Origin of the sequence: Thalassotalea sp. PLHSN55 (assembly GCF_052030545.1) — a bacterium.
GTDB lineage: Bacteria > Pseudomonadota > Gammaproteobacteria > Enterobacterales > Alteromonadaceae > CANMXU01.
In genome coordinates, this window is the sequence record NZ_JBPDIH010000009.1 from 111,520 (window position 1) to 132,043 (window position 20,524).

Consider the following 20,524-nt stretch of genomic DNA (forward strand, 5'->3'; position numbering starts at 1 on the left):
ACAGTAAGTTTTCAACATTAATTTTCGAAACACATACATGGATAAAAGATTATGCCTAAATTAAGATCTGCAACTTCAACTCAAGGCCGTAATATGGCTGGTGCACGTGCCCTTTGGCGCGCAACAGGCATGACTGATGGCGACTTCGGCAAGCCGATTATTGCCGTGGTTAACTCTTTTACCCAATTTGTTCCAGGCCACGTGCATTTAAAAGACATGGGTCAATTAGTGGCTGGCGCTATTGAAGAAGCCGGCGGCGTTGCTAAAGAATTTAATACCATCGCGGTTGACGACGGTATTGCGATGGGTCACAGCGGCATGCTTTATAGCTTACCTTCGCGTGACTTAATTGCCGATTCAGTTGAATATATGGTAAATGCCCATTGTGCGGATGCCATGGTTTGTATTTCAAACTGTGACAAAATCACCCCGGGCATGTTAATGGCAGCAATGCGTTTAAACATTCCGGTAATTTTTGTTTCTGGCGGCCCAATGGAAGCTGGTAAAACTAAGCTTAGCGATCAAATCATCAAACTTGATTTAGTAGATGCGATGATCCAAGGCGCAGATCCTACCGTTTCAAACGAGCAATCTGATCAGGTTGAACGTTCGGCGTGTCCTACCTGTGGTTCATGTTCAGGTATGTTCACGGCAAACTCAATGAACTGTTTAGCCGAAGCATTAGGTTTAGCCTTGCCGGGTAACGGTTCAATGCTAGCAACTCACGCTGATCGCGAGCAGTTATTCTTAAAAGCCGGTAAGCAAATTGTAGAACTAACCAAACGTTATTATCAAGATAACGACGATTCAGCACTTCCTCGTAATATTGCCAGCAAAGAAGCGTTACACAATGCCATGTGTTTAGACATTGCTATGGGGGGGTCAACCAATACCATTTTGCATTTATTGGCGACCGCGCAAGAAGCTGAAATTGACTACACCATGGAAGACATGGACAAATTATCACGCATTGTGCCGCAATTATGTAAAGTTGCGCCGTCAACGCCTGAATACCATATGGAAGATGTGCATCGCGCCGGTGGTGTAATTGGTATTTTAGGTGAATTATCACGCGCGGGTTTATTAAATACCGACGTACCAAATGTATTAGGTACCACGCTTGCTGATGTTATCTCTAAATATGATATCAAAGTGACTGACGATGAAGACGTGAAAAAATTCTATCGTGCAGGCCCAGCGGGTATTCGCACCACCAAAGCTTTCAGCCAAGATTGTCGTTGGGATACTTTAGATGACGATCGTGAAAATGGCTGTATTCGTAGCCTAGAAAATGCCTTTTCAACTGAAGGCGGTTTAGCGGTACTTTCAGGTAATATCGCACTTGATGGCTGTGTGGTAAAAACTGCCGGCGTAAGCGACGATAACTTAGTATTTACTGGCCCTGCACATATTTTTGAAAGCCAAGACGCAGCGGTTGCTGGCATTTTAGACGGTAAAGTGGTTGCTGGCGAAGTGGTTGTTATTCGCTATGAAGGCCCTAAAGGTGGCCCGGGTATGCAAGAAATGTTGTACCCAACCACTTACTTAAAATCGATGGGCTTAGGAAAAGCGTGTGCATTATTAACTGATGGTCGTTTCTCAGGCGGCACCTCAGGTTTATCCATTGGTCACGTTTCACCAGAAGCGGCAAGTGGCGGCACTATTGCCTTAGTAGAGCAGGGCGATATTATTCATATTGATATTCCAACGCGTGAAATAAGCTTACAAATTTCAGATGAAGAACTGCAAGCACGCCGCGCAGCTATGGTTGCCAAAGGCAAAGATGCTTGGAAACCTGAAAATCGTGAACGCCCAATCAGTTATGCGCTTAAAAACTACGCCATGTTAGCCACTAGTGCTGATAAAGGTGCGGTACGAGATCGCGACCTGCTTGACGGCAAAAAATAGCGCACGAATAGCGACCAACTAAATAAGTACAAACAAAGGAAACCCCATGACCGAAGCTGAAAGCTTGGCATTATTAGAAGATAACGCGCTAGGGCTCGACTACTTGCGCCGTATTCTTCTGGCACCGGTTTATGACGTAGCCGTTGAAACTGATTTAACGCCCTTAAATAAACTGTCGGCGCGCTTAAATAATCAAATTTATTTAAAGCGTGAAGACCAACAGCCTGTACATTCTTTTAAATTACGCGGCGCTTATAACAAGCTTGCCAGCCTAACCGAAGAGCAATGTATTCATGGGGTTGTGGCAGCTTCAGCGGGTAATCATGCGCAGGGTTTAGCCTTAGCAGCAAGCAAACTTGGCATAAAAGCGACTATTTTTATGCCAATTACTACCCCTGATATTAAGGTGGATAACGTGCGCCGTTTTGGCGGTGAAGTACGTTTATTTGGCAAAAGCTTTAACGAAGCGCAAGCCGCTTCTGTAAAATGCGCTGCCGAAGAAAAGAAAACTTTAATTCACCCGTTTGACGACGCTGAAGTTATTGCCGGCCAAGGCACAGTCGCAAAAGAATTATTACAGCAACTTCCTAATGCCGAAGTGGTATTTATTCCCGTTGGCGGCGGCGGTTTACTCGCTGGCATGGCGGTGTATTTAAAACAGCTTTGCCCAAGCATTAAAGTGATCGGCGTAGAAGCCGAAGACTCCGCTTGTTTAAAAGCGGCGATGGAGGCTGGCACACCGGTCGACCTTGGCCAAGTAGGTTTATTTGCTGACGGCGTAGCAGTAAAACGTATTGGCGAACATACCTTTGATTTGATCAAACGTTATTGTGATGAAGTGATCACTGTATCAACCGATGAAATATGCGCTGCAATAAAAGATATTTTTGAACATACCCGCGTTATAGCTGAACCTGCTGGCGCCTTGTCGTTAGCGGGCGTGAGTAAATATTGCCAACTAAATGCCGCTGCTGGTAAAGGTGGTAATGAAAATCTTGTTGCGATTTTATCTGGCGCCAACATGAATTTTCACACCCTAAGATATGTGTCTGAGCGCTGTGAATTAGGCGAGAAAAAAGAAGCGGTTTTATCCGTGACTATTCCTGAAGTTAAAGGCAGCTTCCGCCGTTTTTGTCATGACTTAGGTGGCCGTGCGATCACTGAATTTAACTATCGTTATGTCGGTAACGAACAAGCCAATATCTTTGTCGGTGTGCGCTTATCGGGCGATGAAGAGCGCAGTGAGTTAATCACTATGCTTAACGACCAAGGTTATCAGGTAAACGACTTTACTGATAACGAATTAGCGAAATTACACGTGCGTTATATGATCGGCGGTAAAACGCCAATTACCGCACCAGAGCGTATATTCCGCTTTGAATTTCCTGAATACCCGGGCGCGCTAGACAAGTTCTTAGACACCTTGGGTGAGTTGTGGAATATTTCACTGTTTCATTACCGTAACCACGGCGCAGCGTTTGGCCAAGTACTCGCTGGTTTTGCCGTGAAAGACGAACAAGAAAGCGAATTTTTTGCTCACCTAGACGCACTAGGTTATCAATGGCATGAAGAAACGGATAACCCCGCGTACCAAGCGTTTTTGGGGAGTTAAGAAACAAGCTTTAAGTATCAAGTAAAAAGCTATAAGCTAAAAGTTAAAACAAAAAGGGGTCGGTGACAAGTGTGTCACCGACCCCTTTTTTCGCTTTAAATACATTTATATTTGAAAGTACAAAATATAAAACCCTTATTAATCAAAATAATCTTCCCTTAGCTTCTTTACATTCCTTTCAAGCCTGATATTTTATCCGCTAACTTTCTCAATAACCTGATTAATTCCAATGAAATCATTTTTAAAATTATTGCCGCTATGTGCCATGTTGTTTGTTTTTGGCTGCTCAAAACCCGATTTAGCTTTGTCTGGAATTGATAAGCAAATTTCAAAACAAGCTATTGATAAAACAAATGTAAATTGGAAAACCCAATTAACTCAACCTGAACAAGTAACATTTACAGAAAACAAAAAATATTACTGGGATCTCACCACTTCGGAAGGGGTAATTAGTATTGAGCTATTTCACGACGTTGCGCCTATGCATGTTACCAGTACCATGTATTTAACCCGTTTAGGTTTTTATGATGATTTAATTTTCCACCGAGTCATTCCTGGTTTTATGGCACAAGGCGGTGATCCATTAGGTAGTGGTCGCGGCAATCCTGGTTATCGCTATGCAGGTGAATTTGATGAAACCAATGAACGTGCGACACATCATAAAGCAGGTATGTTAAGCATGGCTAATTCGGGCCCCAATAGTGATGGCAGCCAGTTTTTTATCACCTTTACAGCAACACCTTACTTAGATGGACGTCATACCGTGTTTGGCGAAGTCATTGATAGTCAAGATGATGTGCTTGCTAAGTTTGAAGCATTGGGAAGTCGCTCTGGTAAAACGAAAAAAGAAATAAAAATTATTCAAGCAACAATTCGCGTAGAAGATAGCAAATAGCGAATTCATTGGTTTGAGATAACTGGGGCAGCGGCAATTCGAGTTTACGAGCAATATTAAAAGGTCATATGGATAATTTAGTGGTAATTAGAGAAGCACAAAAAAGTGATCATTCATTTATTTTCGAGCTGTCGCCTTATTTAGCCGAAGTAGCTCAATTAGATTGGCATAGCGATGAAGCAATTCAAAACATGCAAGATGATTATATTGCCAAAATGCTAGCTGAAACATCAGAACCCAATATCACCTTTATCGTTGAAGTTAATAGCGTTTCAATGGGGTTTATTCATGTGCGAACGCATAAAGATGGTATTTCTGGTGAAGTTTGTGGAACGATACCGCTGCTGGCCGTATCACCAAAATCACAAGGTTTGGGTTTAGGTAAACTGTTAATTGAACATGGTGAAAAGTGGGCTAAAAACTTAGGCTGTAGGTTGTTACATCTTGAAGTCTTTGCAAATAACAAAAAAGCCGATAGTTTCTACCAACATTTAGGATTTAAGCCTGAAACGGTTCATATGATAAAACCAATATAAAGCAGGTTAGAGTTGGTTTATTCTTTATACTGACTTTAATCATTACGCCGTTCGTCCTGAGCCTGTCGAAGGAAATGCGAAGCAGTCGAAGGAAGGGCTTTGTTTGTTATTATCCGTCATACTTCGACAAGCTCAGCACGGACGGATAGCCTTTAAGCAAAAAGGGGGTCGGTGACAATTTTGTCACCGACCCCATTTTTATTAAGTACTTATTTACATCCAAGACTTCGACGTGCTTTCCACCTCAAACAAGGTTTTATCAGCTAACTGCAATCCAATATTTTCACTGATAAAAGGTATATCTTGCATTCCTGCGGCAAGCAATAAATGCAATGAACACAGTTGATTGCGTTTTAAAAACCAGCTTTGCTTTACTTGTACTTGCTGCACTTTGTAAATAGGGAAGCAGTAATAATCAACGCCTAAAACGCCTTTGCGAATATAGATGAAATTATCATCGCTGGCGTAGCCCCAGCGGTACCAACGCATCACCACAAGTACGGTTAACAACGCATAACCTAGGATACAACCGGCTAAAAAATCGAGTTGTTGGTTAAACAAAGCGATAGATGCTAACAGTATGAATATCGGCGTTAATATAAAGCCTAAATTACGCAGTAAAAAATGTTTGCTGATCGGCTGATAGTTCACCGTCGACATGTTATTTTCAGGGTAAACGTCATTTATTAATGTTGCGCACTCATTAGGGAAAACCGAGGGAACAATAATTTTGTTATTTTGTACGCTCAGTTGATCTGGGTTTGCGGCAACATTAATTTGCTCGAACTTTAAATTGATGCGTTTTAACAGCACATCGAGCCAGTCTTGTTGGCGTACGACCATTTGCAAACGAGAAAGGCGCATCGTCACTTCATGTTTGGTTAACAAGCCGCTGCGCCTGATATATCTATCGCCTAATTTGGTTAGGGTGTAATTATAAAAGGTGATAATTGAGCCAGCAATCGACAACAGCGATACCACTAAAACAAAGGCTATGGTGATAGTTAATGCATATAAACCGATTTGCCAAAAAGGTTTATCGGCAAAAGTTAATAGTTGCTCGATATCTATGCCGATGTCTTTAAAATACGTGACAACATGGTTGGCAATATCATCAAAAAACGGCGCTAAACCACCAAGAAATATCCAAATACGGTTATTGGTTAAGCCATGAATAACTAAGTCTTTTATTGAACGAGTATTAAGTAGTTGTTCGGTATTTGCATTTTGCTTGGTTTCGCTTGTTTGCTCACTAGCTCTGGCGCTTTCTTTGGTATTATCCATTTGATGCTGCGCTAAAATTTCTGCTTTAAGTTGCTCGGCAAAGTCACTTTTTAGGGCAACTACTTTGGCTTCTTGTTTGGCAGAGCCGGCAGTATCTAATGCCAAACAGGTATAGTCAAACCAGCGGTAGTAAAGTGGCTGTTCAAGTTTTACGTTTTGAATGCGAGTAAAGGGTAAGTTGAGGTGCTTTTTTGAAATAACCCCAGAGCGAATTTCAATATGATCGTTATTAAGACGATATTGAAAAAAATAAAAGCTAAGTACAGTGCTTAACAATAATAAACTGACTAAAACTAGCAATACGGGCAGCCAAATTTCAGGGTTTTCGGTTAACTTATTAAAACTTAGGAAAATCGCTGGCAGCGCAAAGATAAAGTTGCTAATAAAAATTTTAATAAACTTGGCTAGAAAGTAAATAATGCCAATAGGATGAATGCGTTGCCATTGCGCGGTTGTATTGTGTTGTGCACTTGCTTCAGTATTTTTTTTTGAGCTTTCTTCTGTAACTTGTGCAGTGGAATTAGCTAATTCGGCTTTTTCAATATTGGTTTGAGAAGTCATTTTTCCCACCACTTATTGGTTATTCATGGTTTTGTGATCAAGAATAAATTGCCTCATCGATTCAGCGCTGTCTAATAATAACCCCGGAATTTCAAAAGTATGCGAAACACCGCCAGCGCTAAATACTTGTAAACTCGCCAAGCCGACTTTGCGCTCGATTGGGCCACGTTTTAGTTCAACATGCTGAATACGTAATATGGGTTGGGTAACGATTTTTTGAAATATCAAACCACTTCGATAAGAGATATCTTGCTCGCGCAGGGCAAACGCTTTTTTCTTATAGGCTAACGCCACATAAACATAGTGCGCTAAACCAATGGCAAAAAATGCAAAAATTGCGATAGAAAGTGCATTGTATAAATGAGCAGGTAATGGGAAAAATGGTTGCTTTTGCACAATCATTAATATCGCCAGTAGTATCATGGTTGATGCTAAGCTGACCAATCGCGAGGTTTTAAGATAACTTGCGGTTATTGGTTGATAATTGAGCCTTGATAAACCGACTAGCTGCTGCGTTGATACAGCTTGATTTGAAAAATTAGCGTCAGCTTCTGTATTGGTTGCCTCAACTTGGCGGCTGTTTTCTTGCGTATCCATACTACACCTTGATGATTTTATTGTAATTTTTTAAGCATATTATCACACAAGATTGAAAATTCCTGCTTCTCTTACTTGCTAACTTTTTACATGAACAGTGTTTGGTGTTTTTTAGTTAAATTTACCTCCTGTCGTTCGTCCTGCGCGCGAAGCAGTCGAAGGAAGAAGCTTGGTGATTGTTATCCGTCCATACTTCGACAAGCTCAGCACGAACGGAAACATCAAAAAGGAAATCAAAAGGGGTCGGTGACATGTTTGTCACCGACCCCTTTTTGTGCCGACCCCTTTTTGTGTCTCTATTGTGTCTTAATAGCGAGCAGTTTAACTTTTGTCTTCACCGCTGACTTCAATAATAGGGTTCCCTTCAATGGTGTATGAGCGTTGAGAATAAATAAAAGGAATGCCCCAATATGAGTGGTTTACTACCACGTCAGATAAACCAACAGCCCCTTGTTTTTTCTCAATGGCATTATCCATTGCTTCTTTCATGTTTGGAATACCTGCGGGTATTATTAATACCCCATATTTTACATCTTCACCCGTTAAACGTTCTTCGGTTAAAACTTTATGCTGACCTGATTTTATATTGATATTTTTTGTTGAAGCAACGGTAAAGTCGCCTACACGTGTTGAACAACCACCAATTAAAGCGATAGCTAAAGATGCAATTAAAATATTTTTCATATTTAAACCTTATTTGTTTATTTAATTTGTATCGGTAATACGGCGGTATCCGTTACTTTTCTAGAGGCTTTTTCGTCATACTCTATTTGCTCTGCAATCACATAAATTGTTTGAGGTAATGCTTCGACCATGTTGTAAATTGATGCAGAGCCTGTTGAGTGATAGATATTGTTTAAATCACAATCAAAGACCGTCATAGCACTGTCTACTTCACAGGTAAGTGTGTCGCTGCCCAAGTTGTATCCATAGAAACTTTCATATTCGCCACTTAGTGTTGGCTTTGACGAAATATAAAGCTCTGTACGACCTATTGATTGCCAGCTAAGCTCAAAGCGACCGGTCGTTGAACTTATAATAAAGGGTGAGCCTTCTGAATAACTTTGGCCGTTGATCTGTAAAGTTAAATCCTGATTCGAATCAGTATCAGATTCAGGCGTACAAGCCATCAATAAAGACGCAATGGCTGATAGAGTAACTACTCTTTTAATCACTTAACCTCCTAATGTTCAATAAGTGAGTTCTGAAACATAAAGTAACATTTTTGTACTTTTATACAATAAAATATCGGTAGAAGGCGGTCCAAGTGATCGTAATTTGATCGTCTTGAGTATTATTTCGACAGGGCGGGTTTTTTAATGTTTTTATTTTGTTACAGCCATGTAGGCTGCGTCAGTTTTTAAATAGATTAAAATATAGAGATAAAACAGAAAAGGTTGAGTGAATAAACAGCGAGGGCTGTTTGAGATGTGTTATAAAAACGTGCTGTAGACGGCGCAATACATAATGCCCATTGAACCAAAAAAGGGGTCGGTGACAAGCTTGTCACCGACCCCTTTTTTACCGACCCCTTTTTTACATAACTGCCGCTCGTCCTGAGCTTGTCGAAGGAAGCCTATCGAAGGGTGTTCTTTTTACTCGTATTCAGAAGAATAAGTTTCTTCGTAAGTATGTGAGTAAAGCTCAAATAAGTTGCCAAACGGGTCTTCTAAATACACCATTTTAGCGGGTTTGGTATCGTCTTCTGGGTGATAGCGCATAATATCCATGCGTACTTTACCGCCGTACTCTTCGGTCTTTTTCATTACGCCTTCAAAATCGTCGGTTTGTAGACAGAAGTGGAAAATACCAATTCTTGAAAAATCGACTTCGTGACGTTCGTCACGGTTTTTCATTTCAAATAATTCTACGCCAATGCCGTCGGTTGTTACTAAGTGAGCAATGTTAAAACCTTCAAAGCCTTCACCAAAAACCGCGATACACATTCTGCCGATTGCTGATTCACGTTCTTCTTGTACTCTGCTTTTGCCCATGACGACTTTAAGGCCCATTACTTGGGTGTAAAATTCAACGGCTTTGTCCATGTCGCCGACTAAAAGGCCAATGTGATTCATTTTCATCATAATCTCCAAAATTTACTTATTTACTGTGTATGGTTGCAGCGTTATGTCGCTGTGTTATTTCAATGAGGTCATTATATAAACAGCGCTGAATTATTAAAAATTATTAAAAATAATGTATTTAATAATTTTTTGTAATGGTTTTGGGTGAGGAAAACTAACAGGCAGTTACGTGGTTTGGCAACTGCACTTATTATGATGAAAATGACGGCATGGTTTTGAAAAACTAAGCGGTATGCTCTTGAATAAGATCAATAAAGGGCTTGCCATAACGAGCAAATTTTATATCGCCAATACCACTGATGTTCAGCATGTCGGCTTGCGACTGTGGTTTTTCTCGGGCAAGTTCAGACAGGGTTGCGTCGCTAAAGACAATAAATGGCGCAATGTCTTCAGCGTCGGCAATGTCTTTTCTAAGCACACGTAATTTGGCAAATAGCGCTTTGTCGTATTGTTTCTCTTGGCGGTTGTTTTTCCAGTAACTGGCTTTTTGTAAGCGCGGGCTAGCGAGCATTAATGGCTCTTGACCTTTTAGTATCGAGCGCGATGCTTCAGTTAAACATAGGGCCGATTGCTGGGCGATATCTTGCTGCAAGTAACCTAAGTGAATAAGTTGTCGAATAATTGAAAACCAATAGCCCGGCGTTTTGTCTTTGCCAATGCCAAAGGTCGACACTTGGTCGTGGTTTTGTTTAACGACGTTAGCCGAGCCGTTGCCACGCAGTACGGCAATGACATGCTCTATATCGCCTTTTTGTTCAATGCGGTAAACACAAGAAAGTACTTTTTGTGCGGGATCTAAGGCGTCAAACTGGCTTGGTGGATCTAAACAAATATCACAGTTGCCACAGCCTTGTTCAGTAAATTCGGCGAAATAATTTAATACCACTTGGCGACGGCAGGTTTGTGCGTCGATAAAACCACTCATCGCAAGAAAGCGCTGCATTTCAACGTTGACGCGTGCTTCGTTTTCGCCTTCATTAATACGTTTTTTAATGCGTTCGGCGTCTTTTTCGTCGTATAAAAACAAGGCTTCTGCCGACAAACCGTCACGACCTGCGCGGCCGATTTCTTGATAGTAGCTTTCCAGCGTTCGTGGTGGTTCAAAGTGAATCACATAACGCACATTCGATTTGTTGATGCCTAAACCAAAGGCAACGGTGGCAACCACCACTTGAATATTGTCTTTGGTAAAACCTTCTTGTACATGATTACGAATTTCATTTTCCATACCGGCATGATAGGCGGCACAGTTAATACCTGCTTCAGCTAAAGTTTTGCTTAGCTTTTCAACTTGCCAACGACTGTTGCAATAAATAATGCCACTGTCGTCGCCGCGCTTTTTAACATAACCGAGTACTTGCTGTGGACCATTGTATTTATCGGCTAGGGTAAAGCGAATATTCGGGCGGTCGAAGCTATCAAGGTGAATATAAGGATTTTGCAGGTTTAACTGCTGCAAAATATCCTTACGGGTGGTTACGTCGGCGGTGGCGGTTAAGGCCATAACCGGCACATGCGGAAAGTTATTTTTTAATGAATGCAAGCGTGTGTAAGCGGGTCGAAAGTCGTGACCCCATTGTGAAATACAGTGCGCTTCATCAATAGCAAATAAGCTGATCTGCAAGCTGGTTAAGCCTTGCATGAAATAGTGATTATTCAAACGCTCGGGGGCAACATAAAGCAGTTTAATTTCACCTGCGCTTAGACGTTGGAAAATATCGTTGATGGTTGCACTGTCAAGGCTTGAATTCACATAGGCGGCATTAATACCTTGGCGCGTTAAGCTGTCGACCTGATCTTTCATTAAAGCAATAAGTGGTGAGACCACAATTGTGATACCCGGCAGCAAGGTTGCAGGTAACTGATAACACATCGACTTGCCGCCACCAGTGGGCATTAATACTAAACTGTCGCGACCTTGAAATAAGCTATTAATTATTGCTTCTTGGCCAGGACGAAAAGCGTCATAACCAAAGTAGTGTTTTAGGGCGTGTTGTAAATCTTCAGGGCTTGTGGTGGTCAACAGTGTGTCTTCATGGCTTTTTATGGTCGCTATTTTAACTGATAAGCCCGCAGCGAGAAACTATTAACTTGCGTCATTTTTAAATCACTGACGATGTAAATTTAATCCATAAAGGAATTTATATTACTGGTCATTAACTCGATAATTTTAAACATAAATACTATATTTGCTTTGCACCTTGTGCTTTGTATTTTTTTCATGGGCACAGATATCTTGGTAATTTCATTAAAAGTTGTGGTCAGACCTGTGCGCTTTGCATTAAGCTATAACTAATGGATTTATTTGGTGTTAAGGGATTAAGTTATCATTCTACTGTAGGCGTTAGTAGCACCGATTGTCAAATCAAGCACTAGATCCGGTTACTCAATATCTTAATGATGCGATTGAGCAGCACCGTAGTTGGTTTGGCGCACTAATGAAGTCAATAAGTTGTGAGCTAGAGCATCATGATGATGATAAGCGCTCTGATGCCCACAAATTATGTGGCTTTGGGCAGTGGTACTATGGCAAGCAGCCGAGTTTTATCATCGAAAATAAAGCGTTCAAAGATATCGAGCCATTACATAAAAAAATGCATCAACACGTTGCTAAAGTGTTGGCAAATATTGATCATCAACAAAAAATTACTCCCGCTGATTTTGACCAACTCTACCGTTATCTTAACGATTTTATTGCTACCGTAGAGTTATTAAAAAACCAAATTCAAGAACTGCAATACCATCGCGACCCATTAACAGGGGCTTTTAATCGCACCACTTTAATTAAAGAGCTCAGCCAAATTCAAGATATGGTAAAAAGGAAGGTGAGTGTCGCTTGCGTAGTTATGGTTGATTTGGATTGGTTTAAATCATTTAACGATAATTATGGTCATGCATTTGGCGATTATGTGCTGCAAGAAACGACAAAATATATTCATAGTCACTTACGTCCTTTCGATAAACTATTTCGCTATGGCGGCGAAGAGTTCCTTATTTCATTGGTGAATACTGATTTAAAAACTGCGGTAAATATTGCTCAACGAATGTGTGCGGGCATTGCCAAATTACCGATTAAATTTAATGGCAGTGTTGCTTCAATAACCGCCTCGTTTGGCGTCGCTTCGCTTGAAGAAAATGTGGATGTGCAAACAACCATTCAGCGAGCTGATAAAGCCTTATATCAAGCAAAGGATAATGGACGTAATCGCGTTGAGCATTGGCAACCTTAGCTAATGCGGTATCACTATTAATCATTCCTTGAAAATAGCCGATATGAAAGAGTTAACAAACCGGTAATTATGCACTAAGCTTTACAAAGTAATTACAAATGAAAAGCGTTAACAATTAAGGCGACTATGAAAACACCTGCTTTACCGGAAAATGAGGCTTCGCGACTCGCTACCTTGCAAATGTTGAAAATACTCGATAGCAGTTTTGAAGAGCGTTTTGATCGTATTACTCGATTGGCGAGAAAACTGTTTGATGCTGAAATTGCCTTAGTTAGCCTTGTTGATCAGAACCGACAATGGTTTAAGTCGTGTCAGGGGTTAGATGTTCGAGAAACGCCACGCGATATTTCATTTTGCGGCCATGCAATATTAGACCAAGATATTCTATATATTCCCGATGCTAGTAAAGATGAGCGTTTTTTTGATAACCCCATCGTTGTTGATGAACCTTATATTCGCTTTTATGCAGGACGTCCCATTACTTCTCCCAAAGGAGATAACATTGGAACATTGTGCATTATTGACTCTCAGCCGAAAGAGCTTGAGCAGGAAGACTTTCATACCTTAAACGATCTTGCAAAATTAATTGAAGGCGAAATATTTTCCACCATGGAAGCTACCACAGACGAGCTCACTCAACTCGCTAATCGTCGTGGTTTTATGCAATTGGCTGAGCACCAAATGCGATTTTGCAAACGCTATCAAATTGGGCTCACCTTAATTTATTTTGACCTTGACCACTTTAAAGAAATTAATGACAAATTAGGCCATAGTGCTGGCGATGATGCGTTGATCACCTTTGCTGAAAACTTGCGCGCTTCTTTTCGTGATTCTGACATCATCAGCCGTATGGGTGGCGATGAATTTGTCGTTATGCTGTCAGATACAGGCTTAGATGAAGCCGAGTTAATCGTGAAACGGCTGAAAAAGAACCTATATTTGTATGAAAATACTGAAGCGTCTTTAGAGTTTTCTCACGGCGCGGTGCGCTTTGATCCCGATACGCAACTTAACTTACAAGAGTTAATAGACGCTGCAGATAAGCTAATGTTTCTTAATAAGAAAAAATAGTTTTTAGATCAGCCTTACTGCTTTGCCATAAAAATAGTCGATGAGTTATTGCTAATGTCATAGTGATATTGATCTGAAAGTGCTGCCGCTTGAGCGCCATATTGGTCGAGATTTTTGCAAATTTCATTAAGGGAAGGCCAGCGCAATAAACACCATTGTGGTGCTAATAATACTTCTTTATGGGCGGTGGCAGAAACGCGATGGAAAACAATGTCTTTTGGTGTATGACGAATTAACTCACCGGCAATTTCGGCATAGGCTTGCATACTCAATACCTCAATACGGTTTGCTTGCCAAGCTTTTGCCATAGTAGAGCCTTGCACTATATGTAAAGGGTGTAATTTTAACCCGTCTACAGGGTGTGCTAATACTTGCTCTAGGGTATACATGCTCTCATCTAATTGTTCACCCGGTAAGCCAATAATTAAGTGGCTACATACTTTAATGCCGTATTTTGCGGCTCGTTCAACAGCGTCTTGATAAGCCGAAAATTGATGACCGCGATTAATGCGCTTTAAGGTTTTGTCGCTCGCCGACTGTAAGCCAAGTTCAAGCCAAACTTCAAAACCTAAATCGACGTACTCTTTTAGCAATTTAAGCACTTCATCAGGTACGCAGTCAGGACGAGTACCAACACATAATCCAATAATGTTCGCTTCAGTTAACGCCTGTTGGTATTTCTGTCTTAATACTTCTACTTCTTGATAGGTACTAGTATAGGCTTGGAAATAAGCGAGATATTTTGCTGACTTTTTACCGTGTTCAACTTTACCGCGATTGAGCTGCTCAGTAATAGTGAGTTGGTTTTGTGATGGATTAAACGATTCAACATTGCAAAAAGTGCAGCCACCTCGACCCAAAGTGCCGTCGCGATTGGGGCAGGTAAACGCGGCATTAATGGTGAGTTTTTTAATGCGTTGCTGGTATTTCTCTTTTAAGTAAATGCCAAAAGTATTGACGTAATGATCTAATTGCATGTGAAGCTAAGTCTTGATAAAAAAACAGCCGCTAGTTTACGTGAGCTCAAGACTTTTGTTGATGATGAAAATGTGTTCTTTTTGATCGAAAATATAGTTTGCTCAAAATTTTGATCTGTTTTTAACTTGCTTGTAGCTTGTTAAAAAAAGGGTCGGTGACAAAATTGTCACCGACCCTTTTTCTACTTTTTCTACTTTTTCTACTTTTTCTAGACCTTTCGCTGTTTTGCAACAGCGAAAGAATAATTTCAAAGCATTGCAAGCACAGGGGGCTTAGCTAACATTCTCTATGTAATCACTTAATTGGCTAATAAGTTGTTGGTAAGCTTGGTTACTTTCAGTTTTGATACTGTCGAAAATCAGCCGGTCAACCAACTGAGCAATATCCATTGATTCCCCTGTTGAACCGTCTTTGGTTAACTTTTCTTTCAGTTGTTCCAATTGTTCTCGCTCGTAAGCGGTCAGTGTTGGGTCTGCTAATAAGGTTTTTGTATTAGCAATGGCGTCAAGTATTGAGCCATTTGCTGCAAGCGTCGCTGTTTTAGCTAAAGAGGGCAGCCAAGGTTTATCTGTTGCTAAGGCTATTTTGTTGAAGGCTTCTTGGGTGACTTTTAAATCACCTTCTCTTATCGCTAAGCTGCCAATCATCAAATTAGCAAAAAGTTGCTCTTTGTGAAATTTTTCAGATAACCCAGAAAACTCCGGATTATGTTGGCTTTTTTGCGTCATATCTTTGGCCAGCTCTGTCCAACCGCGATTATACATGGCAATGGTTAACACCGTTTGTGCGATATATTGCTCTTTTATCGAGTCGGCATTTTTGTTGGCTAGGCTGCTGTCAGCAATGGCAAACTTTTTATTAACGCCCATACTCCACATAAAAGCTAATAAAGCGTGAGTATTGCTACTGTTTACTTGTTTTGTTTCATCAGCTTGTAAGTTATAAACCTTAGTTATGCCTTTAATCGTTTTTTTTGAAAGTTTGTAATAACTTTTATACAACCACTTGTCTTGTAATTTGTCGTATTTCTTTTGTTCAGACTCAACAGAAGCGTAACTTGAAGATGAAACAATTAAAAAAAACCAAACTACTTGCAGTAAAAATCCTTTTATAACCATTATTATTCCCTTGAATTAAGCTGTTGAGTTAAGCTGCTGTTAGCTAATTTATAACTACCATGTACACTGCCTTGATAACCTTGCTCTGCAATATGAGAGACTGAAAAAATAAGCTTTGATGGCGTGGTCGCCAATATACTTTGTTTGTGCGCGACTATTTTTGCTCCGGCGATATCTAACCGCGCACCTGAAAGCTGTAGCGCTTCGCCCGTATGAATAGTGCCATTAGTCATATTCATTACTGACTCGTTTAGTGATAACGCACTAGTCTTACTGTTAAGTTGTAAATTTTCAGCATTTACTAGCGAGTGTTCAATGCTTAACTCGTTTGCGGTTACATCTATCAATTCGATGTTCTGGCAATTTTTAATTGTTACGGTTTGATAAACGCCACGGTAGGTTTGGTTGTTTTTATCCTGACAATGTAAGTGGTCGCTTGTCATTAAAGGCGATGGGCGTGATTGATGTTCAAACTGACCATTAAGTGCCTGTGCAACAAGTGCATTAAATGCTTCAGTATGTGATTTCATTGGTACATGTCCTGCACCTTCAATAACGGCTAGTTGTGCAGAGCCAATTTTATTTGTTAATACCTTCGCGGTTCGTAGCGGAGTGACTTTGTCTAACTCGCCCCATATGATCATCGTATTCACTTTCACCTGTGAAAGTGCCAAGCTAAAGTCTTCTTCAATTAAGCTAAAGGCGGCATTTACATTGGCAGATTTTTCAATCATTTTCCAAGTAATATCGCTTTTTTCAATCGCTTTACTTATACCATTGATACTAATTAATTCGATAAATGATCCGCCAAAGTCGTTCACTTGGCTGAGCACTGTTTTTGCTTTTTCAGGGATCAAAGCATCATCTATCGGTAGTTGCCCAGCATGTTTAACAAAAGCCGTTTTTTGTAATATGCCGGCGACATCCACTAAAATAAGCTGATCTAATAAATTTGGATACATGGCAGCGAAACGCAAACTTACGGCTCCACCCATGGAATGACCCATTACAATGAATTCATCTTTGCCATATTGTTGACGAATCGACGCTAATATTTTGGCATAATTTCTAGGGGAATAACGTCCTGCAGGTTTTTCTGAATAACCAAAACCTGGCAAGTCAATCACGATAAGGTGATGCTTATCTGCTAGCGCAGGCATAACATCATACCAATCTTTCATGCCCAATTGGCCTAAGCCATGAACTAATAAAATTGTTTCTTTATGCTCTAAGCCTGTTTGCAAAATCGCCATTTTTGAATTGAATACGGGTTCTTCAAAATAGCTATAATGCCAATTTTTAGGCATATCTTGTGGCAAAGCTAAGGGCTGCGCTGCGCTGTTGGGCGTTTCATCTTGCTTGGAGACTTTGCTTACAACTTCCTCATACCCTGATTTAAGCTTATCAAGCCAAGAAGCTGCGGCCACTAAAGGAGCGACGCACAATAACACCAAGAGTAATAATCGCAAGATAACATCCCTTTTACGCTTTTGAAAAGAGCAGCATTATATATGCTTTAAGTTGATGATTTCCAGAAATAAAACATCAAATCAATAGAGCATAATTACACTTCACAAAGCAACGACACTTATTTGTTTGTCGACTGCTTTATTTGTTGCTCTTTTTCGTTCTACATGTCCCTAGTAACAGCCGATGTACCGACCCCTATGTTCTTATAGATGATCTATTTTTTGCCATTGACCGTTTTCATATTTTAATTCATAAAACGGCCAGTAGTGATTATCCATACGTAGCGTTATTACTCTGGGGTGGTTGTTAAAGTCTAGCGTTTTTACCAATACTGAACTTTGATGTTTTTTACCTTTTACTGTCGCAACAAAGTCGGCTGTGGTGGTGATAGGCTTACCGTCTATTTCAACAATACGTTGCATTGCAAATAAACCATAACGGGTCGCCGGTGAACCGTATTTATAACTGGCAACGTATACGCCGGTATTGCTGACATTACCTTGAATTTGCGCTGCTCGATGTGGCGCATGTAAATACAAACCTGCCCAGTAAAACACTTGTTGGATGTCGTCACCAAATAATGGCGTTGGGGTTAAATCAACGGTATTTATTTTCCCTTCACTAAAATAAGTCACTTTGATTTTTTCGGCCTGCGATAATTGCTCAACCTGTTGAAATGACGACACTCGAGTGCCATTAATTGATAATAAAATATCACCGCGTTTAAAAATTGCTGCGCTTGGTGAGCTGGCAACAACATTGTATATGGCTAGTAACTTGTCATTGTTTGACCCGTTATTTTGCAGTGAATTTAACCACTCATCACTTAAGCCCATTTGCAAGGCGTCAACTGGTGCAATTAACGTTAGGTCAATATCTAATGAGTAAAGTGGTTTTTGTGCTCGGTAAACATCAAGCATTTGTTTAACATACTCTATCGATAACCCCGCCATAATTTGCGAAATACCATTGCCGCTGTCGTCACTTTGTTCAAAGGTGGTCCATAATGCAGTGACTTCATTTGCTTGATTAACTAATACGCCATCAATCATATTGTTGGCGTTAATTAGGTAACTTACTTTTATATTCTTTTCGATAAATTGCGGCACATTAAATTGACGCAACCAAAGCTCTTCGTGCGTATCTATAAAGGTTTGTCGGTATTCAATAGCGCCATCGCCATTTAAGCCTATTTGTCGTATTTCATCTCCGGGAGTATTTGTTTTGTCACTGAATTTTATTTGTGAAATTAATACGTTAGAAAGCGCTTTTGTATCGTAAGAAATTAACGCTAAGTTATGTAATGGGTGAATATATTCAACTTTACCGCTGACTTCTAAACGGTTATTGAAAATAATTTTAATGTCGCCAAGGGCGCTAAAGATTGTATTGCGATTAATAGCAACGAGTCCTTTTTCAACATCAACAATGACGCCTGCGCCATAGCTGTTGTTATTGCCGCTTCGCCCTTGAATTGAGTAGGGGCTAGCAAATCTTACATTAACTAAAGCATGTTCAATTTGATTGGTAACTTGAACAGGTTTTTGCTGTTGCATTGCAACTGGCGCGATTTTATTGGCTGTTGCAGCAGAGTCGATTTGCGTACATGGCCAATACCCTAAAGTAAGATCTCTTTGGCAATAGCTGTGTTCAAACCAAGTACGGTTAATTTCAACCAATGCATAATTGGTGCTATTTGGCGTACTATAATCGTAATACCTTAAATGTACTTTGCTGTTTGACGGTACAAGGTTCAATTGTTGTTGAAGATCTTCAACCGTCTTTATTTTTGCGCCATTAAATTCGGTGATCACACTTCGGTTAGGCACACCTGCTTGGTAAAAGTTACTGACACTACTAGCAACATAAACGCCGGAAATGGGCTTGTTGTAGTGGCGAGCTTGTTGATAAGACAAGTTATGAAAAATGCCGCCATTAAATTGCACTAAGCTATTTGGTGTAATAGTGTCTAAATCGTCAACCGTGATTTGAACAGTCAAAAGCTGACCATTTCGTAAAATATCTGCCGAAATATTTTTGTCTACATTGTCATTAAGCATGCTTTCTAAAAGCGAAAAGTTAGTAATTTCTTCTTCGTTAATGCTCAGTAATATATCGCCTACGGCTAAACTTTTTGAGGCCTCACTTTGTGGAATGATTGCTCTAGCAACCAAGAGCCCTTTTAGCTCTGGGTAGTTGTGTCGATATTTTTGCTCTAACTCGGGTGTTAAACCAAGACGTTTTAGTTCAGCATACGGCGTTGAAGTAAATGTGGTTTGCACTGTACCACGGATGATTTTTTCATTTTGTTGTAGTTTAGTTAGTGCTAATTTTATTTTTTCTAGTGGCAAGTAAAATGCATTCGCTGATTTAGTTTGACTGCCTGCATTTAGCGCAACCGCTTGTCCTTGTTTGTTGATCACCGGTGAACCTGAAGAACCACCAGTGGAGGCAGTAGCTGCCTGAATATAAAATATATTAAAGTCGTTGTAGGTGCCTTTACCATAGTTTGGTGCTTGGCGGTCAATTCGAGAAATGGTGCCATCAAGAATCGATATTTTTTGACCCGCATCATTACCGATTATGCGAATCTCTTGTCCGACATTGGGCAAATGTTCACTAAGTTCAAATTCGTGCGGTTTAATGTGTTTTATGTGCTCAGGTTGATAACGATAGAAGCCAAAATCGTGTACAGGGTCGATATAAAGAGGCGTTAAATCGATTTCTTCGTTGTTGATCAATACCGCTTTGGCCGTTACTGGCCCGGGAGTCACAACATGTCGGTTGGTCAAAATTATGCCGCGCTTGGCGTCGACAATAAAACCTGTCGCGTAAGTGCTGCGGTTCCACTTACCATCAAATGCCATTGGCACATCAACTTGAATACTGACCACGCCACTTGATACGCGTTTGACGGTATCATTCCAGCTTTTATCAGCATTGGTACTGGCGCAACTGGTGATGAATAACAGTGCTAATAACGAAAATAATTTGAAGTATTTGGTTGAAATGTCGTTAAGATTTAGAAACATCCTGTTCAGCCTTAGCGTTTGATTTATATGTTAAAAGAGCGGTGCGTTTTTACTATATCATTAACGATTCTGAGGAACTAGTGCTAGTGATTGACACTGAATTAAGCGGTAAACAACAAGGAATAAAAAAGGGTCGGTGACAAAATTG

At 40.4% G+C, this 20,524-nt stretch carries 16 protein-coding genes; 6 read left to right on the top strand and 10 right to left on the bottom strand.

Translation table 11 applies throughout. The features are described 5' to 3' along the window. Nucleotides 1–51: 51 nt before the first annotated feature. From ilvD to ACRRSQ_RS16995, 4 genes are all read left to right on the top strand, one after another. Complete coding sequence (gene ilvD, locus ACRRSQ_RS16980) at nt 52–1,908, top strand: dihydroxy-acid dehydratase (protein ID WP_440876966.1); 1,857 nt, start codon at nt 52–54, stop codon at nt 1,906–1,908. Nucleotides 1,909–1,954: 46 nt separating this feature from the next. Beyond that, nucleotides 1,955–3,520, top strand: a complete 1,566-nt coding sequence (gene ilvA / locus ACRRSQ_RS16985; RefSeq protein WP_440876967.1) for a threonine ammonia-lyase, biosynthetic — start codon at nt 1,955–1,957, stop codon at nt 3,518–3,520. A gap of 229 nt (nt 3,521–3,749) precedes the next feature. Further along, nucleotides 3,750–4,415: a peptidylprolyl isomerase gene (locus ACRRSQ_RS16990; protein ID WP_440876968.1), complete on the top strand. Its 666-nt coding sequence runs from the start codon at nt 3,750–3,752 to the stop codon at nt 4,413–4,415. A 68-nt stretch (nt 4,416–4,483) separates the two neighbouring features. Next, nucleotides 4,484–4,951 (top strand): GNAT family N-acetyltransferase, encoded by a 468-nt coding sequence (locus tag ACRRSQ_RS16995; RefSeq protein WP_440876969.1) that lies wholly within the window; start codon nt 4,484–4,486, stop codon nt 4,949–4,951. Between the two features lie 213 nt (nt 4,952–5,164). On the opposite strand, the gene ACRRSQ_RS17000 is transcribed toward ACRRSQ_RS16995, so the two are convergent. From ACRRSQ_RS17000 to recQ, 6 genes are all read right to left on the bottom strand, one after another. Then, nucleotides 5,165–6,796 carry a PH domain-containing protein gene (locus tag ACRRSQ_RS17000; RefSeq protein WP_440876970.1) on the bottom strand — a complete coding sequence of 544 codons (1,632 nt, stop codon included), beginning with the start codon at nt 6,794–6,796 and terminating at the stop codon, nt 5,165–5,167. A gap of 12 nt (nt 6,797–6,808) precedes the next feature. After that, the gene (locus tag ACRRSQ_RS17005) at nt 6,809–7,393 is read right to left on the bottom strand and encodes a PH domain-containing protein (RefSeq protein WP_440876971.1); all 585 of its coding nucleotides are present in this window, start codon (nt 7,391–7,393) and stop codon (nt 6,809–6,811) included. A gap of 321 nt (nt 7,394–7,714) precedes the next feature. Beyond that, complete coding sequence (locus ACRRSQ_RS17010; RefSeq protein ID WP_440876972.1) at nt 7,715–8,077, bottom strand: hypothetical protein; 363 nt, start codon at nt 8,075–8,077, stop codon at nt 7,715–7,717. Nucleotides 8,078–8,094: 17 nt separating this feature from the next. Continuing rightward, entirely contained in the window at nt 8,095–8,568 is a 474-nt protein-coding gene (locus ACRRSQ_RS17015; RefSeq protein WP_440876973.1) for a hypothetical protein, read from the bottom strand. A 420-nt stretch (nt 8,569–8,988) separates the two neighbouring features. Continuing rightward, nucleotides 8,989–9,474: a VOC family protein gene (locus tag ACRRSQ_RS17020; RefSeq protein WP_440876974.1), complete on the bottom strand. Its 486-nt coding sequence runs from the start codon at nt 9,472–9,474 to the stop codon at nt 8,989–8,991. Between the two features lie 226 nt (nt 9,475–9,700). Continuing rightward, nucleotides 9,701–11,500: a DNA helicase RecQ gene (recQ, locus tag ACRRSQ_RS17025; RefSeq protein ID WP_440876975.1), complete on the bottom strand. Its 1,800-nt coding sequence runs from the start codon at nt 11,498–11,500 to the stop codon at nt 9,701–9,703. Between the two features lie 334 nt (nt 11,501–11,834). Between recQ and ACRRSQ_RS17030 the strand changes: the two genes are divergently transcribed. Together ACRRSQ_RS17030 and ACRRSQ_RS17035 are read left to right on the top strand one after the other, a co-directional pair. Then, nucleotides 11,835–12,707 (top strand): diguanylate cyclase, encoded by an 873-nt coding sequence (locus tag ACRRSQ_RS17030; protein ID WP_440876976.1) that lies wholly within the window; start codon nt 11,835–11,837, stop codon nt 12,705–12,707. A 126-nt stretch (nt 12,708–12,833) separates the two neighbouring features. After that, nucleotides 12,834–13,778: a sensor domain-containing diguanylate cyclase gene (locus ACRRSQ_RS17035; RefSeq protein ID WP_440876977.1), complete on the top strand. Its 945-nt coding sequence runs from the start codon at nt 12,834–12,836 to the stop codon at nt 13,776–13,778. A gap of 14 nt (nt 13,779–13,792) precedes the next feature. On the opposite strand, the gene ACRRSQ_RS17040 is transcribed toward ACRRSQ_RS17035, so the two are convergent. The 4 genes from ACRRSQ_RS17040 to ACRRSQ_RS17055 all read right to left on the bottom strand — a co-directional run bounded on the left by ACRRSQ_RS17040 (nt 13,793) and on the right by ACRRSQ_RS17055 (nt 20,376). Further along, on the bottom strand, nt 13,793–14,755 hold the full coding sequence (locus tag ACRRSQ_RS17040) for a TIGR01212 family radical SAM protein (RefSeq protein ID WP_440876978.1): 963 nt from the start codon (nt 14,753–14,755) through the stop codon (nt 13,793–13,795). A 273-nt stretch (nt 14,756–15,028) separates the two neighbouring features. After that, nucleotides 15,029–15,874 (bottom strand): hypothetical protein, encoded by an 846-nt coding sequence (locus ACRRSQ_RS17045; protein WP_440876979.1) that lies wholly within the window; start codon nt 15,872–15,874, stop codon nt 15,029–15,031. A gap of 2 nt (nt 15,875–15,876) precedes the next feature. Then, a complete protein-coding gene (locus ACRRSQ_RS17050; protein ID WP_440876980.1) occupies nt 15,877–17,343 on the bottom strand; it encodes an alpha/beta fold hydrolase in 1,467 nt (488 codons plus the stop codon). A gap of 204 nt (nt 17,344–17,547) precedes the next feature. Continuing rightward, on the bottom strand, nt 17,548–20,376 hold the full coding sequence (locus ACRRSQ_RS17055) for a trypsin-like peptidase domain-containing protein (protein WP_440876981.1): 2,829 nt from the start codon (nt 20,374–20,376) through the stop codon (nt 17,548–17,550). Nucleotides 20,377–20,524: the final 148 nt, after the last annotated feature.

Bases quoted from the DNA above. Each gene is read 5' to 3' on its own strand.
- ilvD (WP_440876966.1), top strand. From the start codon at position 52: ATGCCTAAATTAAGATCTGCAACTTCAACTCAAGGCCGTAATATGGCT.
- ilvA (WP_440876967.1), top strand. From the start codon at position 1,955: ATGACCGAAGCTGAAAGCTTGGCATTATTAGAAGATAACGCGCTAGGG.
- ACRRSQ_RS16990 (WP_440876968.1), top strand. From the start codon at position 3,750: ATGAAATCATTTTTAAAATTATTGCCGCTATGTGCCATGTTGTTTGTT.
- ACRRSQ_RS16995 (WP_440876969.1), top strand. From the start codon at position 4,484: ATGGATAATTTAGTGGTAATTAGAGAAGCACAAAAAAGTGATCATTCA.
- ACRRSQ_RS17000 (WP_440876970.1), bottom strand. From the start codon at position 6,796: ATGACTTCTCAAACCAATATTGAAAAAGCCGAATTAGCTAATTCCACT.
- ACRRSQ_RS17005 (WP_440876971.1), bottom strand. From the start codon at position 7,393: ATGGATACGCAAGAAAACAGCCGCCAAGTTGAGGCAACCAATACAGAA.
- ACRRSQ_RS17010 (WP_440876972.1), bottom strand. From the start codon at position 8,077: ATGAAAAATATTTTAATTGCATCTTTAGCTATCGCTTTAATTGGTGGT.
- ACRRSQ_RS17020 (WP_440876974.1), bottom strand. From the start codon at position 9,474: ATGAAAATGAATCACATTGGCCTTTTAGTCGGCGACATGGACAAAGCC.
- ACRRSQ_RS17035 (WP_440876977.1), top strand. From the start codon at position 12,834: ATGAAAACACCTGCTTTACCGGAAAATGAGGCTTCGCGACTCGCTACC.
- ACRRSQ_RS17040 (WP_440876978.1), bottom strand. From the start codon at position 14,755: ATGCAATTAGATCATTACGTCAATACTTTTGGCATTTACTTAAAAGAG.
- ACRRSQ_RS17045 (WP_440876979.1), bottom strand. From the start codon at position 15,874: ATGGTTATAAAAGGATTTTTACTGCAAGTAGTTTGGTTTTTTTTAATT.
- ACRRSQ_RS17055 (WP_440876981.1), bottom strand. From the start codon at position 20,376: ATGTTTCTAAATCTTAACGACATTTCAACCAAATACTTCAAATTATTT.